Below are 18,258 nucleotides of genomic sequence, written 5' to 3'. Positions count from 1 at the left end.
GCGCCCTTCAGGAGCCCTGCGGCCGACGGGCCGCGCCGGTCGACAGGCGCGGCCCCGTGGGCAGGAGGCCGGACCAGGCGGCCGGAACGGGCGCGGGCACGACGTCCGCGTACCCGAGCCGGTTCTGCGCCTGCCGTGCTTCCAGGCGCCGTCGCTCCTGTTCCTCCGCGGAGCCGGACGCACCGGCCTCGGCGTCGCCCCGGACACCGTTCCCGCTGTCCCCGCTGTCCCCGTTGGACTGCATCGCGTAGCGCAGTCCCGTGTCGGTGACCAGGAAGAGCGGACCGGAGTGGGTGGCGGCCCCCTTGAACTGGCGGAAGAGCTGCCCCGACCCGGGAGTCACGTAGGCGCTGCTGGAGCCGGTGGGCAGCGTCGCGGGAAAGCGTGTGCCCGCCCAGGTGCTGAGCGTGGTGGCCCCGCCGGCCGGGGCGACGCCGCGCAGGACGACGCAGACGGTGTCACGGCTCCCGGGCGCGGCGCTCGCGGAGTTGACCGGTCTCGGCTCGTGGGTGGGCCAGTCCAGGTTCCGGCCGAAGGGCGCGCCGGGAGCGAAGGCTCCGGCGCTGACGTGCCGCGCCCTGCCGTCCTGGCCGAGCCCGAGCAGGGCGCGGCTGTTGAGCAGGAGCTTCGCGACGAAGTCCGATACGGGAGCGACCCGTCCGGACAGGACCACGTACCGCCGGGTCCGGGTGCCGGAGGTCGCCGCGAGGACCATGCCCACCCGGTTCGCCCCGGGCGGCAGCCGTCCCGGGACGCCCGCGTCGGCACCGGGGTCGCCGGGGAGCGGCGGGAAGTCGATCGTGTCCCCCAGGTGCAGGGTGCCCAGCCACGCGGCGGAGACCCGCTGCGGGGCGCGGTCGCCGGTCAGGGTGCGGAGCAGCAGTTCGCGTTTCCTGACGGGGTACGCCCGGCCCGCGGCGTCCACGACGTAGCGGGTGCGGTCCGGTCCCGGGCCCTCGACATGGATCAGCTCGCCGCCGCGTGGCCGGTTCTTCCCCTCGGTCCGCCGCAGATCGCGTGCGGCGAGGACGAACGCCGCCCGCTGGATGGCCCTGCCGCCCTGCACCGGCCGTTCGCAGACCGCCCAGCGCTTCTTCGCGCCGGCCTCCTTCTTGTCCGGCAGCCGGTCGGGGGCGTACGGGATGCCGAGGGTGGCTCCGTGCGGAATCCCGCCGCTGTCGAGGACCGCCTCGCCGACACTGATGACCTCGTCCTTGCCCGGGGCGAGGAGAAGCCGGGCGCTCGACATGTTCAGCACCGGGTGGAGCTGCTTCCGTCCCCCGGTCCGCAGCACCACGTACCGCGTGGTGGACTTGTCGGCCACGATGACGTGCTCGTACGGGGTGTCCCAGTCGCGGGGCGCGACGGGGCTGAACATCCCCCAGGCTCCGAACCCCGCGAGGATCACGGCCCCGGCGACCGCGCCGGGCACCACGGCGCGCAGCGGCCTCGGAGCGCCCTCGTCCGAGCCGGCCGGGCCGGGGCACAGGAACTGCGCGACCATCCTCCGCTTCGCGAAGGTGTACGCGTTGAGTTCGTCCCGCCGCGATGCCATCAGCCGGTCCCCGCCCCTCTTCCCGGTGGCCGACCAGGTTCCCACACGCACTGCCACCACAGATCATCGAACTGGCGTCTACACACAGGGATTTGACGTGTGGCGTCGCCGCTCGGGTAGCGTGGCCGACTGGCCGGCACCGGTGGGACGAAACGGTGCACAGCGGCGCGAGGGGGCACAGGCGGCGATGGCGACGACGCGTGACCGTACACGGATGGCCCACCGGGGACCAGCCGTCACTTCCCGGGGGCAACGCAGCAACGAACCCGCCGCAGCGGCCTTCGCGCCCCCGGCGGGCGCCCCGGCGGACCCTCCGCGGCGGGTCCGCCGCCCGGGGTTCGCGCTGCGGCGGCTGGTACTCGTCGAGACAGCGCTGGCGGTCGGCGTGGCGGGCTGCGTGCACGGCGGCGCCGCGGCGGCGGGCTCGGTCGTGGTCGCCGGTCTGCTGGCGCCGTTCGCGGTGGCGCCGTTCACGGTGACGCGCCGTCGGGGCCGCGCCGTGCCCGGACGGCTGCCGACGGCCCTCGCCCTGCGCGCACGGCGACGTGATGCCGCGGCGGTCGCACCCGGCACGCACCCGGACTGGGCTCCGGTGGCGGAGGCCGCGCCGGGGCTCGCCCCGTACGGCTACGCCGACCGGGGGCGCCGCACGGTGGGCATGGCCGGGGACGGTTCGTTCCTGACCGCTGTCGTACGGGTCGAGGCCGGTCGCGAGTCGCTGCGCCGGGCACCGGGCGCGCGGGCGTTCCCGCTGTCCCTGCTGGGCGACGCGCTCACGGTGGACGACATCGTGCTGGAGTCCGCGCAGCTCGTGCAGCAGGTGCGTCCCGCTCCGGCGCGGCAGTCGGCCGCGCGGTCTTCCGGTGTGCCGCCGCAGGAGCGGGACGGGGCGCCCGCGCTGCGGATGACCTGGGTGGCGGTGAGGCTGGACCCGGAGGCGTGCCGGGAGGCGGTCGAGGCGCGCGGGGGCGGGCTCGGCGGCGCCCAGCGCTGTCTGGTGCGGGTGGCCGACCAGGTGGCGAGCCGGATCACCGGGGCCGGGTTCCGGGCGTCGGTGCTGGATCAGGAGGAGCTGCGCGCGGTCCTGGCCGCGGCCCTGTGCGCGCGCGCCGCCGTGCCGCCCGGCGGCGGGCACCGGGACGGGGCGTCGGGCCGCAGGACGGCGGAGACGCCGGGGGCCTGGCGGTGCGACGGCCGCCTGCACCGTTCCTATGTGGTGGACCGTTGGCCCGGGTCGGGCCGTGGCCCGGCCCCGTTGCCCCGTCTCGTCGCGTCGCTGACGCGGGTACCGGCGTACGCGACGACCTTCTGCCTGACGCTGCGGCGCGGCCCGTACCGGGCCGAGGTGTCGGTATCCGGACATGTGCGGGTCACCGGCGGCTCCGCTGCCGAACTGGCCGGGGCGTGCGAGGCGTTGGAGCGGGAAGCCCGGAGCGCGAGGGTCGGTCTGGTGCGGCTGGACCGCGAGCAGCTGCCGGGCGTGCTGGCGACCGTGCCGCTGGGAGGCACCCGATGAGGTACGCGAGGGGGCGGGCGATGGCGCGGCTCGTCGGGCCCCGGCGCGGGCTGCGCGGCCCGCGTCACCCGGGTCACGCCCTGGCGGCCGGGCAGCTGGACGCGCTGTCGCTGCCGGTCGGCGACGACGGCGTGCCCCTCGGCAGCGATGCCGAGGGGACCGAGCGGACGCTCTCCTTCCCTCACCCCGCGCCGTACGACGTCCTGCTGATCGGCGGGCTGTGGACGGCACAGGTGCTGGCGCTGCGGGTAGCGGCCACCGGGGCGCTGGTGCTCGTCGAGACCGGGCGCCCCGCGGCGTGGACCAGCCTGGCGCGGGCCGCGGGCACCGGCTGGGAACGCGTGATCCTCCACCAGGTGGGCCGGGTGCCGCCGGCCGGAGCGGCCGAGGGCCGCCCCGTGCTGGTGGTACGGGACTGCGGGATGCGCCCGCCCCGGGGCCGGGTGGTGCCCGCGCCCTGGCAGTCGGTGCTGACGCTGCTGCCCTATCCGAGCGTCGTGGCACCACGGTTGATGCGGGCGTCGGCGCTCGTGGGGGTCCAGCGGGTCTCGCCGCAGGAGGCGGGGACGATCGGCGGGGTCCTGGGGCTTCCCCGTACCGAGAGCGAGGCGCTGCCGACCCTGGCGGACAGTGTCACGCTCTGGGTGGCGGGCCGGGAACGCCACTGGGTGACGACGGGCGCGAGCGAGGCCGAGACCCGTCTGCTGGGCGCTGCTCGCCGGATGGACTGAATACTGTCCATTCAGCGCCCCGGAGCTGCCGCCTCCGGGGAAGATGACCAGAGAACGACACGGTTCGATCGAAAGGGACGCCGCCATGGGCACCCAGCAGGAGAAGGACGAGCTCTACGCCCTCGACATCTCGGATGTGGAGTGGCTGAGCGCACCGGGGACCGAGGACGTCGAGGAGCGGGTCGAGATCGCGCATCTCCCGGGCGGCGCGGTCGCCATGCGTTCCTCGCTGGACCCCGAGACCGTGCTGCGGTACACGGAGGCCGAGTGGCGTGCCTTCGTACTGGGCGCGCGGGACGGCGAGTTCGACCTCGCGTAGGCGCTGACCGGCCGGAAGGGGCAGCCGTCCGCACGGGATGACCGCCCCTTTCCTTATATACAGGGACTAGTTGGCGCGGTATATCCGGCCTCACGGCATATCAAGCACTTCGTTCCGCGGGCTCCGTCGTGCCCCGGAAGCCTGTAGCCATGACGTGACCTACTGGACAGTTCCTGTCCTGCGGAACGGCCTGCCGGAGCAAGCCCCCTGGCGATTAGGCTGGGTCCGGGCGCGGCAGAAGAACCTGCGGGCAGGCCATGCGTGCCCCGGGGGGAGAGCCGGGCGTTCAGGCAGACGGAAACGGTCGCCCCCACCCACCACGGCACAAGGGTGCTCGACCACACCAGGAGGCAAAGTGAGCGGCGATCGGGACGAAATCCGCGGGGGCTGGAACAAGCCCGTCGACGAGTCGTCCGACGCGGAGCCCGTCGAGATGACGGGTGAGTTCACCATCGACTACACCCCGCCCGCCTGGTACACGCAGAACGCGCCGGGGGACTCGTCGGGGGGTGCCGGGACGCACCTCGCGCCGCCCACGCCTCCGGGCGGTTCGCCGATTCCCGCGCCCGCGGCGCCGGCCGGGGCCACGTCCGACTCCGACTGGACCCCGGCGCCGCCCGCGCCGCTGCACGCCCCGGCGGCCCCGGCGGGCGGATCCGCCATGGGCGCCGCCGAGCCGTTTCCGTCCGCGGCCCCGTCCTCCTCGCCTTCGCCCTCCGCGTCCTCCGTGCCCGCGCCGTCCGGGCCTTCGTCGTCCGTGCCCGGCGCCGAAGAGGCCGGTGCGGTGTCGGACCCGTTCGGGAGCGACGACGTGGAGAGCGGTTCGACGATGCGGTTCTCGCCCGCCTCGCTGAAGCGCCAGATCGCCGAGATCGAGGGCGGTTTCGGGAACGGCACCGCGAGCGGCCCGGCGCCGGGAAGCGGTGACGCGGAGAGCTTCGGTACGGGTACGGCCCCGGCCGGCCCGGCCGCGACGGGCGGCGCCGGGGACGGGGCCGGTGCTCCGCTCCCGGGCGAGGCGGCCGGTTCCACCGGGGAGCCCGCACCCGAGGGCCGTACGGAACCGGCGGGTGGTGCGGACGACGAACCGCGCGACGCCGCGCCCGCCGACGCCGTCCCCGCCGCGGCCCCCCAGGACGCACCGCCCGCGGCCGCGCCGCCGGGTTCCCCGGCGCCCGCCGCACCGACCGCCTGGACCCCGGCTCCGCCGCAGGGCGGGGCGCTGCCGCCGCTGCCGCCCGCCTTCCAGCCCGCCGCGCCCCAGGCGGCCCCGCAGTGGCCCGCTTCGGCCCCGGCGGGACAGGCCCCCGGTGGCTACGGCTTCCCGCAGCAGCCCGCTCCCCCGGTCCAGCAGGCACCCGTCCAGCAGCCCCCGGCGCAGCAGCCCCCCGTTGCGCAGGCGCCGGCGCAGCAGGGCGGTTACGGCTTCCCGCTCCAGCAGCCGCAGCCCCAGGTGCCCCATCAGTCCCAGTGGCCCGGCCAGCCCGGCGCCCCCCTGCCGCCGCAGGCACCCCAGGGTGCCCAGAGCCCGCAGCCTCCCGCCTCGGCCACGCCCCACCTGCCCGCCCAGGCCCCGGCCGCCCAGCAGCCCCAGCCGCACCAGCCGGGTCAGCAGCCCCAGCAGGCTCAGCCTCCCCACCAGCAGCCGTACCAGCAGCCGCAGCCCCAGCAGCCGCAGCCGGGTGCCCCCCTCGACCCGCGTACCGGCGCCGCCTGGCCCAGTCCGGTCACCCACGACCAGCGCGAGCGTTCCGTGCCCGGCGCCCCGCTCGGGTACACCGCGGCCGTCGAGCTCTCCTCCGACCGGCTGGTGCGGGGCAAGCAGAAGGCGAAGAGCAGCCGTAACCCCTCCGGCGCGTCCCGCTTCAAGCTCGGCGGGAAGAAAGAGGAGGCCGAGCGCCAGCGCAAGCTCGAACTGATCCGTACGCCGGTGCTGTCCTGCTACCGGATCGCGGTGATCAGCCTCAAGGGCGGCGTGGGCAAGACCACCACGACCACCGCCCTCGGCGCGACGCTGGCCACCGAGCGGCAGGACAAGATCCTCGCCATCGACGCCAACCCGGACGCGGGCACGCTCGGCCGCCGGGTGCGCCGCGAGACCGGGGCGACCATCCGCGACCTGGTCCAGGCGATCCCGTACCTCAACTCGTACATGGACATCCGCCGGTTCACCTCGCAGGCGCCCTCCGGCCTGGAGATCATCGCCAACGACGTGGACCCCGCGGTCTCCACGACCTTCAACGATGAGGACTACCGGCGCGCGATCGACGTACTGGGCAAGCAGTACCCGATCATCCTCACCGACTCGGGCACCGGCCTGCTCTACAGCGCGATGCGCGGAGTGCTGGACCTCGCCGACCAGTTGATCATCATCTCGACGCCCTCGGTCGACGGCGCGTCCAGCGCCTCCACCACGCTGGACTGGCTCTCCGCGCACGGGTACGCCGAGCTGGTGCAGCGCTCCCTCACCGTCATCTCGGGGGTGCGCGAGACCGGCAAGATGATCAAGGTCGACGACATCGTGCAGCACTTCGAGACGCGGTGCCGCGGCGTGGTCGTCGTCCCGTTCGACGAACACCTGGCGGCGGGTGCCGAGGTCGACCTCGACATGATGCGTCCCAAGACCCGCGAGGCGTACTTCCACCTCTCCGCCCTGGTCGCCGAGGACTTCGCGCGGGCCCAGCAGCAGCAGGGGCTGTGGACGTCCAACGGCTCCACCCCGCCACCCCAGTTCGCCCCGCCGATGCCGGGCCAGCAGCAGTACGCCCCGCAGCAGGGCCAGCCGTACCAGCACCAGCCGTACGGCGGTCAGCAGCCCGCGCAGCCGTACCCGCCGCAGCCCGCGCCCGGAACGGGGCAGAACGGCTGGCAGCAGCAGCCTCCGCCGCCGCAGGCTCCGGGGGCCGCCGGTCCGGCCGCTCCGCAGCCGCCCGCGGGATGGCAGCAGCCACCGTCAGCGCCTCAGCAGTAAGGCATCAGAGGTCTGAACCAATGAGGGCCCGCACCGTCCGGACGGTGCGGGCCCTTGTGCGTATTCCCGCAGCCCACACGCGGTTTGGACGACCGTTGACGCAGCTCGACCACCGCTGATAAACCTTCGCTTCACCAGCTGGCGAACCACAGATCAACCCGCCTTCTCCGTGCGAGTCATGACGCGAGGTCCCTGACCATGGTCGTAAGAGTTCCACCACGCTCCGTCCAGCCACGCTCCCGTCTGCGCGTTCTCCTGGCCTCCGGTGCCGCCGCGCTGGCGCTGGCCGCCGGTTCCGTCGTCCCGGGTGTGCCGTTCGGCGCCGCGCCTCAGCAGGCGCAGGCCGCGGACGGCGGGAAGTCGACCCTGACCGTCGCCGTCGCGCAGAGCGTCGACTCGATGAGCCCGTTCCTGGCCCAGAAGCTGCTCAGCACCAGCATCAGCCGGCTCATGTACGACTTCCTCACCAACTACGACGCCAAGGACAACCACACGATCCCCGGCCTCGCCACCACGTGGGAGCCGTCCGCGGACAAGTTGACCTGGACGTACACCATCCGTTCCGACTCCAAGTGGTCCGACGGGAAGCAGGTCACCGCCGAGGACGCGGCCTGGACGTTCAACAAGATGATGACCGACGAGGCCGCCGCGCAGGCCAACGGCAACTTCGTCGCCAACTTCAAGAAGGTCACGGCGCTGAGCCCCACGCAGCTGGTCGTCGAGCTCAAGGAACCGCAGGCCACGATGGCGGCGCTCGACGTGCCGATCGTGCCGAAGCACATCTGGGAGAAGGTCGGTGACTTCTCCAAGTTCAACAACGACACGGCGTTCCCGGTCGTCGGCAACGGACCGTTCATCCTGACCGACTACAAGGTCGACCAGTACGTGAAGCTCAAGGCCAACAAGGACTTCTGGCGTGGCACGCCGAAGTTCGACGAGCTGGTCTTCAAGACGTACAAGGACCAGGACGCCGCCGTCGCCGCACTGCGCAAGGGCGAGGTCTCCTTCGTCGCCGGTTCCCCCGCGCTGACGCCCGCCCAGGCCGCCTCACTCAAGGGCGACAAGAACATCAAGGTCAACGAGGGTCCGGGCCGCCGCTTCTTCTCGCTGGCCGTCAACCCGGGCGCGCAGACCAAGGACGGCAAGAAGTTCGGCGACGGCAACAAGGCCCTCCAGGACCAGAAGGTGCGCCAGGCCCTCTTCCTGTCGATCGACCGCAAGACCATCATCGACAAGGTCTTCCAGGGCCACGCCGTCGAGGGCCAGGGCTACATCCCGCCGCGCTTCACCGAGTACCAGTGGAAGCCGACGGCCGAGCAGAGCCTGGCGTACGACCCGGCGAAGGCGGCCAAGCTGCTCGAGGAGGCGGGGTACCCGCTCAAGGGCGAGCAGCGGATCGGCAAGGACGGCAAGCCGCTCGACCTGCGCATCCTCTGCCACGCCACGGACCCGAACGACAAGGCGATCAGCAAGTACCTCAAGGAGTGGTGGGGCAAGCTCGGCATCGGCCTGAAGGTCGACTGCCTGGACGACGTCTCCGTACCCTGGTACGCCGGTGAGTACGACCTCGCCTTCGACGGCTGGTCGGTCAACCCCGACCCCGACTTCGTCCTCGGCATCCACACCTGCGCCGCCCTGCCGGTCAAGGCGAAGGACAGCGCCGCCACGGACAACTTCATCTGTGACAAGACGTACGACGCGCTCTACAAGAAGCAGCTCGCCGAGTACGACCCGGCCAAGCGCGCCGCGATCGTCAACCAGATGCAGTCGTGGATGTACGACTCCGGGTACATGAACATCATCGCGTACCCGAACGCGGTCGAGGCGTACCGCACCGACCAGATCAAGTCGATCACGACCATGCCCGAGGCGGCCGGGAACATCTACGGCCAGGACGGCTACTGGAGCTGGTGGTCCGCGGTTCCCGCGTCCGGCGACAGTTCGGACGGCTCCGGCGGGTCGGGCTCGACCGGTGTGGTCATCGGCATCATCGTGGTGGTCGTGGTGCTCGCCGGAGGTGGCCTGTTCATCGCCCGGCGCCGCAGCACCACCGCGGACGATCGCGAGTAATCACCCGGATGGGTGAAGAGGGGCCGGCCGGGGAACATGCACCTCACCGGCCGGCCCCTGCACGTGCGGCACGAGTAACGAGAGTTCCCCATGACAGCTGACAGCACTCCGGCGCTCGTGCAGAACGCGGATGCGGAGACCGAGGGTCCGGCTCAGTCCGGTCCGTCGGCCACACGCGGTCCACGGGCGCGCAACACCAAGGCCTACCTCCGATACGTGGCCACCAAGATCGTGGGGGCGGCGGTCTCCCTCTTCGCGGTCCTGGTCACCAGCTTCTTCCTCTTCCGGCTCATCCCCAGCGACCCGGTGAAGCAGATGACGGGCGGACGCCCCGTCTCCGCGGAACAACTCCAGTCGCTGCGCCACCAGTTCGGTCTCGACCAGCCGATGTGGCAGCAGTTCACCACGTACGTGGGCGACGCGCTCACGGGTGACTTCGGGATGTCGTTCCAGTACCACATGCCGGTCATCGACAAGATCACCGCGGCGCTGCCCGCGACCCTGCTCCTCACCGGCACGTCGTACGTCCTGTACACCGCGCTCGGCATCTGGCTCGGCACCCGTGCCGCCTGGCGCAACGGTTCCCGCAGCGACCGCTTCCACACCGCGTTCGCCCTGACGCTCTACTCGGTACCGTCGTTCTGGCTGGGCCTGCTGCTGATCATCGTCTTCTCGGTGGGCATCGGCCCGATCCCCGGTCTCTTCCCGACCGGCAACCTGGATTCCGGCACCGGCGAGACCGGGTTCGCCTACGTCCTCGACGTGGCGCACCACCTGGTCCTGCCGGTGATCACCCTGGTGGCCGTCGGGTACGCGCAGACGCTGCTGGTGATGCGTTCCTCGCTGCTCGACGAGATGGGCAGCGACTATCTGACGACGGCGCGCGCCAAGGGCCTGCGGGACGACGTCATACGGCGCAAGCACGCCGTGCCGAACGCGATGCTGCCGACCTTCACGCTGATGTTCGTGAATCTCGGGCATGTGATCGCGGGGCAGATCCTGGTGGAGACCGTGTTCTCCTGGCCGGGGCTCGGCGGGCTGTTCTACGAAGCCCTCAGGGTGCCCGACCTCCCGCTCGTGCAGGCGCTGTTCTTCGTCTTCGCCACCGCGGTGATCCTGGCGAACACCCTTGCCGACCTGCTCTATCCGCTGCTCGATCCCCGGGTGGGCCGATGACGACCGAATCCATGCCCACGTCCACGAAGACGCCCGCGGAGCCGGAGGCCGCGCAGAGTGCGCGCGCCCTGGCCCGCGCCCGCAAGCGCCGGTCCGCCGCCCGCTTCTGGCGGGAGTACCGCGGGCACCGGGGCGGACTGTGGGGGCTCGCGGCACTCGTCCTGATCGCGCTGGTCGCCCTGTTCGCACCGCAGCTGGTGGGCTCCGGGGCGCAGAGCGTGACCAACGCCCCGGGCGGTGCGCTGGAGTCGCCGAGCGGTGAATTCCCCCTGGGAACCGATCAGTTCGGCCGCAGCGTACTGGCCCTGCTGGTGTGGGGGGCCAGGATCTCGCTGACGGTCGGGCTGCTCGCGGCGTTCCTGTGCGTCGCCATCGGCACGGTCGTCGGGATCGTCGCCGGGCACTTCCACGGCTGGTACTCCACGGTCCTGATGCGCGTCACCGACTGGTTCCTGGTGATGCCGACCCTGGTTCTCGCGATCGCGCTCGCCACCGTGATGGACCGTTCGATGTGGACGGTCATCATCGCGATCGGCGTCACCACCTGGCCGACCACGGCCCGGCTGGTGCGGGCGCAGACCCTCGCCGTGGAGTCCCGCCCGTACATCGAGCGGGCCCGTGCGCTGGGCGGCGGCCACGGGCACGTCATGATCCGGCACGTGCTGCCGAACGTGATGCCGCTGGTGCTCGCCCAGACCACGCTGGTGATCTCCAGCGCGATCCTGACCGAGGCGACCCTGGCGTTCCTCGGCCTCAGCGACCCGACGACCACCTCCTGGGGCGGCATGCTCCAGGACGCCCGTGCCGCGGGCGCGGTGAGCGCGGGTGACTGGTGGTACCTGGCCCCGCCCGGCATCGCCATCGCCCTGGTCGCCCTGGCGTTCACCCTGTGCGGCCGCGCTGTCGAGGCCGTCCTCAATCCCAAGCTGGGGGTGGCCCGTTGAGCACGACGAGCATCCAGAAGGCACCACTCCTCGACGTCCGCGATCTCACGGTGACGTACGCGGGAGGAGCCCAGGCCGTCCGCGGGGTGAACCTCTCGGTCGGCGCGGGACAGAAGCTCGGCATCGCCGGTGAGTCGGGCTGCGGGAAGTCGACGCTGGCGCTCGCGCTGCTGCGGCTGCTGCCCGCCGGAACGAAGGTCTCCGGCGAGATCCTGCTGAACGGGGAGGACGTCCTCGCCATGAAGTGGGGTCAGGTCCGGGCGGTGCGCTGGGCGGGCGCCTCGATCGTCTTCCAGGGCGCGATGCACTCGCTCAACGCCGTGCACCGCATCGGCGACCAGATCGCCGAACCGATCCTGCTGCACAAGAAGGCGACACCGGCCGGGGCCGGGAAGCGGGTCGGCGAGCTGCTGGAGCACGTGGGGCTGCCCGCCGCCCGTGCCTCCGCCTACCCGCACGAGCTCTCCGGCGGGCAGCGCCAGCGCGTGATGATCGCGATGGCGCTCGCCTGCGACCCGGGCCTGATCATCGCGGACGAGCCGACCACGGCTCTCGACGTGATGATCCAGGCCCAGATCCTCCGGCTGATCGAACGCCTGGTCGCCGAGCAGGACCTCGGCCTGATCATGATCAGCCATGACCTCGCGGTGCTCTCGGACACCTGCGACCGGCTTGCCGTGATGTACGCGGGCCGGGTCGTCGAGGAGGGCCCGGCCCACGAGGTCTACGAGCACGCGCACCATCCCTACGGCAAGGCGCTGTCCGGTGCGTTCCCCCGCATCGGCGACCTGGCCTCCCGGTTCGCGCCCCGCGGGCTGCCCGGCGATCCGCCGGACCCCTCGGCACTGCCGGGCGGCTGCACCTTCCACCCGCGCTGCCCGGTGGCCGTGGAGTCCTGTGCGAGCGAGGACCAGGAGCTGCGCGCCGTGGGGACGGGGCGGCAGGTCGCCTGCGCGCTGGTGGCGCCGGAGGCGGTCGTGGCCCCGGCCACGCCGGGCGCCGAGGAAGCAAGGAGCACATCATGACCACGACCACTCCCCTGCTCAGCGCGCAGGAGCTGAAGGTCACCTTCCCCGGCCGCCGCGGTGCCGCCCCGGCGCGGGCCGTGGACGGTGTCGACCTGGACATCCGTCCGGGCGAGATCGTCGCCCTGGTCGGGGAGTCCGGCTGCGGCAAGACGACGCTGGCGCGTTCGCTGCTGGGCCTGGTCCCGCCGACGTCCGGCCGCGTCACCTTCGGCGGTGAACCGCTCGACTACGGCAGCCGGGCACTGAAGAAGTACCGCAAGCGGGTCCAGCTGGTACTCCAGGACCCCAGCGGCTCCCTCAACCCGCGGCACACGGTGTACGACGCCGTCGCCGAGGGGCTGCGCATCCACGGATACGCGGGCGACGAGCGGGCCGCGGTCGCCGACGCGCTGTCACGGTCAGGGCTCCGGCCGCCGGAACGGTTCTTCCTGCGCTACCCGCACGAGCTGTCCGGCGGGCAGCGCCAGCGGGTGGTGATCGCGGGCGCCCTGGTGCTGGAGCCCGAGCTGATCGTGGCCGACGAGCCGGTGGCCTCGCTGGACGCCTCGGTGCGCGGTGAGATCCTGGCCCTGCTGCTGCGGCTGCGGGACGAGCTGGGGCTCTCCGCACTGGTGGTCACGCACGATCTCGGTCTGGCGTGGAACATCGCGGACCGGGTCGCGGTGATGTATCTGGGACGGATCGTGGAGACCGGCAAGGTCGAGGAGATCCTCACGGCCCCCCAGCACCCGTACACCCGGGCGCTGCTGTCGGTGCTGCCGGAATCCGGGACGGAGCCGGTGGTCCTGACCGGTGAGCCGCCGGACCCGTCCAAGGTGCCGTCCGGCTGCCGCTTCCACGCCCGCTGTCAGGTACTGGCCTCGGGCGAGGCGGAGCGGGCGGGCGTCGCGGCGGACTGCCGCACGAAGGACCTGCCGGTGCTCACGGGCGGCGGGCAGACCCAGGTGGCCTGCCACTGGGCCACCGCCGCCCCGGCGGCGCGGGGGTAGGACTCCTGGCAGCGCGGCGGGGCCGGGACCGTCCAGGACGGTCCCGGCCCCGCCGCGTCCGGCCGGGTCAGCCGCGCTCGTACGCGGCGACCAGCTCGCTGCACCGCTTCACATCGGCGGCCATCGCCACCAGCAGCTCGTCGATCGAGTCGAACTTCAGCATCCCGCGCACATAGGCCAGGAAGTCCACCGAGACGTGCAGCCCGTACAGGTCGAGGCCGACGCGGTCGATCGCGTACGCCTCCACCGTCCGCTCCGTGGCGTCGAACTGCGGGTTGGTGCCGACCGAGATCGCGGCGGGCATGGCCTCGCCGTCCACGTTCAGCCAGCCCGCGTAGACGCCGTCGGCGGGGATCGCGGTGTGCGGCAGGGTCTCCACGTTGGCCGTGGGGAAGCCCATCTCCCGGCCGCGCTGCGCCCCGCGCACCACGACGCCCTCCACCCGGTGCGGGCGGCCCAGGATCTCGGCGGCGCCCGCGACGTCACCCGCGGCGACCAGGCGCCGGGTCAGGGTGGAGGAGAACGGCTCGCCGCCGCCCGCCTCACCGCTCACCGACAGGTCGACGACCTCGACGCGGTAGTCGTACGTCGCGCCGAACTCGGTGAGCAGCTGGACGTTCCCGGCGGCACGGTGGCCGAAGCGGAAGTTCGGCCCCTCGATGACGAGCCGCGCGTGCAGCTTGTCGGCGAGCACCTTCACGATGAAGTCGGCGGGCGCCAGCTGGGAGAACTCGGTGGTGAACGGCAGGACGAGCATCGCGTCCACGCCCAGCTCCGCCATCAGCTCGGCACGGCGGTGGTGCGGGGCCAGCAGCGGCGGGTGGCTGCCGGGCCGTACGACCTCGCTGGGATGCGGGTCGAAGGTGACCACGACCGAGGGCACCCCCAGCTCGCGTGCGCGCTCCACGGCACGCCCGATGATCAGCTGGTGTCCGCGGTGCACCCCGTCGTAGGAGCCGATGGTGACGACGCTGCGTCCCCAGTCCTCGGGGATGTCCTCCAAGCCACGCCAGCGCTGCACTCTGACCGCTCCTCGCCCTCACCTGTGTACGTGGGTGTCTCTCTTACGCAGGTCTAAGACTGCCATGCTCACGCCGCGCGGCCTGCATCGGCATCGCCTTCGGGTCGTCCGCTCCCTCCACCGCCCGCCGTGCGCCCGCCCTGATCAGGGGCTCCCACTGCCGTGGCGCGTCGGCCAGCCAGCCGGTGATCAGCGCGGCGAATCCGGGCACGGTACGGGCCAGCCCGACCAGCCGGGCCTCGAAGCGGGCCGCGCCTTCGGGGGTACGGGACAGCAGCGTGCCGGTGCGGTGGACCAGGGCGCGGGTGCGGGCCGGGGCGCGCGTGCCGGAGCCGGTCGCGGCGGCCCGCAGCAGCGCGTCGAGCACGACCGGATCGCGGTGGGCGTCCTGCTCGAAGTCCAGCAGGACCTCCAGCAGCTGTTCCCGCAGCGCCCCGGAAGCGGCGCTGCCGGGTGTGGCGAGCACCCCGGCGAGCGCCGCCCGCGCCGGTGGCGGCACCGGACGCTCCCGCAGCAGCCCGGTCACCAGCGGCAGCAGCAGGGCGCGGGCGGCGGGGCCGTGCTCCAGCCTGCGGTCCACGTATCCGGCGACGTGCACGGCGTCGCCGGGGTGGCTGTCGGCGTAGGCACGTACGAGCCCCGCGGCGTGCAGGGCGAGGGCGGGGACATCGGCCTCGGCCAGGGCCCGCAGCACCTCGCCCGCCCCGTCGTCCGGCCGGGTCAGCCGCTCCCGGAGGGCGGCGAGCACCTGCTCCGGGTGGGAGGGCATCGCGGCGGCGAGCGCCTCGGCGCCGGGCCCGGCGTCCCCCGAGACGAAGGCCCGCAGCGCCTGCGGGAGATAGCGGTCGCGGGTGTCCGGGTCCTGGACGAGCAGGGCGAGCGCCGCTCCGTGCTGGCCTGCGTCGGCGGGGCGGGCCAGCAGGGCGAGGGCCGTGCCCCGCAGCAGCTCGCGGTCGGCGCCGAGGGGGGCACGGGCCCGGGTGAGCAGGGCGTAGGAGGCGGCTGCGGTACGGCGGGCGCTGCGCTCCTCGTCGTGGGCCCAGCGGTGCACGGCCCGGCACAGCGCGGCGGGCTCGTCCTCGGCGAGCGTGGCGAGCAGCTCCCCGGCCCTGGGGTGGGGAGTCGAGACGAGCACGTCGGCCAGGTCGTCGACGGCCAGATCGCGGCGGGCGTGGAGCAGCGCCTGGGCGGCGGTGGCCACGGTCGGGCCCGGCGCGTCCCCGGCCCCGCCGGGCAGCGGGCGCTCGTCGGTGAACCAGCCGCAGAGCAGCGGCTGGACCTCCCGGGGGCGCTCGGCGAGCCGCCGCGCGACGGCGTCCAGGAACCGCTCGCCGTCCTCGCCCTCGCCGCTCCGGCCCGCCGGGCCGTCGGCGGGCACCAGGCGGCGGAAGAGGTCGAGCCGGTCCTTCTCGGAGAGACTGAGCCGCCGCCAGAACCAGGGCCCGAACACGGCGTACGTCCCCGGCCCGCCGGGCCCGCCGGTGACCGCCCGGCGCACCACCCGGCCGGCCAGCAGCCGCAGCACCCCGAGGTACGGGCGGGCGTCGGGCACCCGGAGCAGGGTCTGGGCGAGCAGCCGGACCGCCCACCAGCGGGCATCGTGCTCCGGGCCGGTACCTCCCGCCGAGTCGGCATCCGCATCGGAATCCGCGTCGGAATCCGGAGCTGGGGCCGGTCCGCAGTCCGTCTCGGGCGCCTCCCGGGCCGACAGACGGTCCAGCGCGCCGATCAGGTCGGCCAGTTGGTGGGAGAGCGTGGCGGGCCCCTGGCGGCGGCCCAGGAGCAGCATGGCCTGGATCACCGGGCCGATGCGATGGCGCGGCACGGGCAGGGTGCGCGGCACGCCCGTCGCCGCTTCCGTCTCCGCTTCCGGCGCCCGCTTCCGCTTCCGCCCCGGCTCCGCCTTCTCCCGCGGGCCCGCCGCGTCCGGCCTCCTGGGCCGTGGCACCCGGACCCCGGCGGTCGCGGTGACGGCGGCGTCCGGCTCCTCGCCCGGCCCGGCTGGTGCGTGCCAGCGGTGGACCAGGGCGTACAGCGCGGCGTCCACGTCCAGATGGGCGCCCTGCACCCAGTCGCCCAGCTCTTCGTGGGCGAAGCGGTAGCCGGTGCCCGCCGGGACGATCAGGCCCTCGGTGAGGACGGCCGACGCCCAGCCCGTACGCCAGGGGAAGACGGCCTCGAACACCTCCCGGCCGAGCTCGCCCTGCCCGGGGCCCAGACAGCGCCGCGCCGCCTCGTGGACCTGCCCCGCCACCCGGGCGGCCAGCCTGCGGACCGCGTCGCCGCCCGGCGCCGGGCCGGCCGCCGCCGTGATCCGGACGGCGACCCTCAGGCACATCAGGTCCAGATGGGCGGCGAAGACCTCCTCGGTGCCGGGCTGCCCGGCGACGTCGCCCGGCAGCGCGGCGCGCACCTCGGCGAGCAGGCGCAGGGTGAGCGGGTGCCGGTCGTGGCCGGGGGCGAGCGCGTCGGGCGGGATGCCGTACCGCTGCTTGGCCTGCTCTGCCTGGACCGCGGTGAGCTGGCCCAGCGGGACCGCGGCGGGCAGCCGTTTCGCCGGGCGGGCGGGGTGGTGCAGCGAGCCGGGCGGACAGAGCGCACCGGCCGTCTCCCAGTGCTCGGGCCCGCAGCCGATCACCAGCCGTGCCCCGTGCTCGCGCAGCCAGGCGACCGTGGCGCTGATCCAGCGGGCCGGTTCGAGGGCCAGGGCGGGCGGCATCTCCTCGGGGCCGTCCAGCAGGACGAACAACGGGCTCCCGGACTCCTCGGCCAGCTGGGCCACCCGCTCGGGGGTGGCGCTCGCCATGCCGCCCCGGGCTCCGGCGGCGGTGACGATCCGCCCGGCCCGGCGCAGCGCACGGGCGATGGCATCGGCGACCGAGGTGTCGTCGGCCAGCAGGTCGGCGCCGCGCAGCCAGAGCGTGGGGGCGGGCACCGGGCCCCGCGCCCGCCGCGCGGTGAGCGCGGCCAGCTCCGTGGTGCGGCCCGTGCCGGGGGCTCCGACCAGGCCGAGGACCACCGCCGCGGCCCCTCGGTCCGGGGCCGCGAAGGCGTTGAGCTCCGCGACGACGTCCGGGCGTTCGACGGGATCGGGCCCGCCGCCCGGCCCGTTCGCCGAGCCGAGCGAGGTCGCGGTGAGGTGCAGGGCCCCCGCGAGGTTCAGGTCGCGGCCGTATCCGGGAACGGTGCTCGCGTTGCGCCGCAGCAGTTCGCCGAGCGGGCCGCCGGTGCCCGCCGCCCACAGCGGTACGGCGAAGGCCGCGCCGGGGTGTCCGGCGCGCAGCGCGGTGCCCAGCACGGCGATGACCGCACCGCTCTCCGGGTCGAAGACGGGTCCGCCGACGGCCGCGCCGCCGGTCCTCAGGGCATCCCGGCCGTCCGTGCCGAGCGCCAGCTCCAGCGCCGCGCCGATCCGGTGGGAGCCGCCCCGGTCGGTGTACGTCACGGGGGCGGTGCCGAGCACCCGGGCCTCGCGCTGGCCGTGCGCGGCGATCGTCACGTACGTACCGGCCTCGAAGGTGTCCCGCCGGGCGATCGGGACGGGCTCCACGCCCAGCTCGCCGGGGCCGGGGGTGCGCAGCAGGGCGAGGTCCAGTCCCGGCAGCGGTGTGATGTCGCCGGGCTCGACGGTGTGGCTGCGGCCGTCCGCGCCGTGGAGCACCGGCCGGACGAGGCCGGTCACGGCTTCGTGGCTGGTCAGTACCGTGCCGCGGTCGTCGGCGACGAATCCGGTGCCTCTCGGTCGGCCGCCCGGATCGCAGATACGTACCAGCGTTGCCCGGTCACCGCTTCCCATGGTCCGACGTTAGGCCGGATGATCAGCGACTGGGCCACTCGGAGTAAAAGCGCCCCCGAATGCACCCTGGATTCACTCCGAGCGCTTACCCGTTGGGGTGAATGAATGGCCTCGGGTGGACAGGGGAAAGGCCGTGGGGCGG

12 protein-coding genes are annotated in these 18,258 nt (G+C 73.8%); 9 read left to right on the top strand and 3 right to left on the bottom strand.

Annotated elements, in window-relative coordinates; genetic code table 11:
• Positions 1-7 precede the first annotated feature (7 nt).
• Entirely contained in the window at positions 8-1,555 is a 1,548-nt protein-coding gene (locus ACFVWY_RS17680; RefSeq protein ID WP_389872844.1) for a type VII secretion protein EccB, read from the bottom strand.
• Between the two features lie 214 nt (positions 1,556-1,769).
• Here ACFVWY_RS17680 and eccE point away from each other — a divergent pair, with 214 nt between their 5' ends.
• From eccE to ACFVWY_RS17635, 9 genes are all read left to right on the top strand, one after another.
• On the top strand, positions 1,770-3,071 hold the full coding sequence (gene eccE, locus ACFVWY_RS17675; RefSeq protein WP_389872841.1) for a type VII secretion protein EccE: 1,302 nt from the start codon (positions 1,770-1,772) through the stop codon (positions 3,069-3,071).
• On the top strand, positions 3,068-3,802 hold the full coding sequence (locus ACFVWY_RS17670) for a hypothetical protein (protein WP_389872838.1): 735 nt from the start codon (positions 3,068-3,070) through the stop codon (positions 3,800-3,802). The genes eccE and ACFVWY_RS17670 overlap by 4 nt, the downstream gene beginning before the upstream one ends.
• Before the next feature lie 85 nt (positions 3,803-3,887).
• The gene (locus ACFVWY_RS17665) at positions 3,888-4,121 is read left to right on the top strand and encodes a DUF397 domain-containing protein (protein ID WP_389872836.1); all 234 of its coding nucleotides are present in this window, start codon (positions 3,888-3,890) and stop codon (positions 4,119-4,121) included.
• Positions 4,122-4,476: 355 nt separating this feature from the next.
• Entirely contained in the window at positions 4,477-7,092 is a 2,616-nt protein-coding gene (locus ACFVWY_RS17660) for an SCO5717 family growth-regulating ATPase (protein ID WP_389872833.1), read from the top strand.
• Between the two features lie 198 nt (positions 7,093-7,290).
• Positions 7,291-9,162: an ABC transporter substrate-binding protein gene (locus ACFVWY_RS17655; protein ID WP_389872832.1), complete on the top strand. Its 1,872-nt coding sequence runs from the start codon at positions 7,291-7,293 to the stop codon at positions 9,160-9,162.
• Positions 9,163-9,252: 90 nt separating this feature from the next.
• Positions 9,253-10,338 carry an ABC transporter permease gene (locus ACFVWY_RS17650; RefSeq protein ID WP_389872829.1) on the top strand — a complete coding sequence of 362 codons (1,086 nt, stop codon included), beginning with the start codon at positions 9,253-9,255 and terminating at the stop codon, positions 10,336-10,338.
• Entirely contained in the window at positions 10,335-11,282 is a 948-nt protein-coding gene (locus tag ACFVWY_RS17645) for an ABC transporter permease (protein ID WP_389872827.1), read from the top strand. The genes ACFVWY_RS17650 and ACFVWY_RS17645 overlap by 4 nt, the downstream gene beginning before the upstream one ends.
• Entirely contained in the window at positions 11,279-12,307 is a 1,029-nt protein-coding gene (locus ACFVWY_RS17640) for an ABC transporter ATP-binding protein (RefSeq protein ID WP_389872824.1), read from the top strand. Before ACFVWY_RS17645 ends, ACFVWY_RS17640 begins: the two co-directional genes overlap by 4 nt.
• The gene (locus ACFVWY_RS17635) at positions 12,304-13,299 is read left to right on the top strand and encodes an oligopeptide/dipeptide ABC transporter ATP-binding protein (RefSeq protein ID WP_389872821.1); all 996 of its coding nucleotides are present in this window, start codon (positions 12,304-12,306) and stop codon (positions 13,297-13,299) included. Before ACFVWY_RS17640 ends, ACFVWY_RS17635 begins: the two co-directional genes overlap by 4 nt.
• Before the next feature lie 67 nt (positions 13,300-13,366).
• Here ACFVWY_RS17635 and ACFVWY_RS17630 read toward each other — a convergent pair whose 3' ends face one another.
• Positions 13,367-14,320 (bottom strand): bifunctional riboflavin kinase/FAD synthetase, encoded by a 954-nt coding sequence (locus ACFVWY_RS17630; RefSeq protein ID WP_389872818.1) that lies wholly within the window; start codon positions 14,318-14,320, stop codon positions 13,367-13,369.
• 43 nt (positions 14,321-14,363) lie between these two features.
• On the bottom strand, positions 14,364-18,116 hold the full coding sequence (locus ACFVWY_RS17625; protein WP_389872816.1) for a trypsin-like peptidase domain-containing protein: 3,753 nt from the start codon (positions 18,114-18,116) through the stop codon (positions 14,364-14,366).
• Between the last annotated feature and the right edge of the window lie 142 nt (positions 18,117-18,258).

It is taken from the genome of Streptomyces sp. NPDC058195 (assembly GCF_042883525.1).
Taxonomy (GTDB): domain Bacteria; phylum Actinomycetota; class Actinomycetes; order Streptomycetales; family Streptomycetaceae; genus Streptomyces.
Note: the sequence above shows the minus strand (reverse complement) of the source record. Positions and strands in the feature narration are given on the sequence as shown.

Bases quoted from the DNA above. Each gene is read 5' to 3' on its own strand.
- ACFVWY_RS17680 (WP_389872844.1), bottom strand. From the start codon at position 1,555: ATGGCATCGCGGCGGGACGAACTCAACGCGTACACCTTCGCGAAGCGG.
- eccE (WP_389872841.1), top strand. From the start codon at position 1,770: ATGGCCCACCGGGGACCAGCCGTCACTTCCCGGGGGCAACGCAGCAAC.
- ACFVWY_RS17670 (WP_389872838.1), top strand. From the start codon at position 3,068: ATGAGGTACGCGAGGGGGCGGGCGATGGCGCGGCTCGTCGGGCCCCGG.
- ACFVWY_RS17665 (WP_389872836.1), top strand. From the start codon at position 3,888: ATGGGCACCCAGCAGGAGAAGGACGAGCTCTACGCCCTCGACATCTCG.
- ACFVWY_RS17655 (WP_389872832.1), top strand. From the start codon at position 7,291: ATGGTCGTAAGAGTTCCACCACGCTCCGTCCAGCCACGCTCCCGTCTG.
- ACFVWY_RS17650 (WP_389872829.1), top strand. From the start codon at position 9,253: ATGACAGCTGACAGCACTCCGGCGCTCGTGCAGAACGCGGATGCGGAG.
- ACFVWY_RS17645 (WP_389872827.1), top strand. From the start codon at position 10,335: ATGACGACCGAATCCATGCCCACGTCCACGAAGACGCCCGCGGAGCCG.
- ACFVWY_RS17635 (WP_389872821.1), top strand. From the start codon at position 12,304: ATGACCACGACCACTCCCCTGCTCAGCGCGCAGGAGCTGAAGGTCACC.
- ACFVWY_RS17625 (WP_389872816.1), bottom strand. From the start codon at position 18,116: ATGGGAAGCGGTGACCGGGCAACGCTGGTACGTATCTGCGATCCGGGC.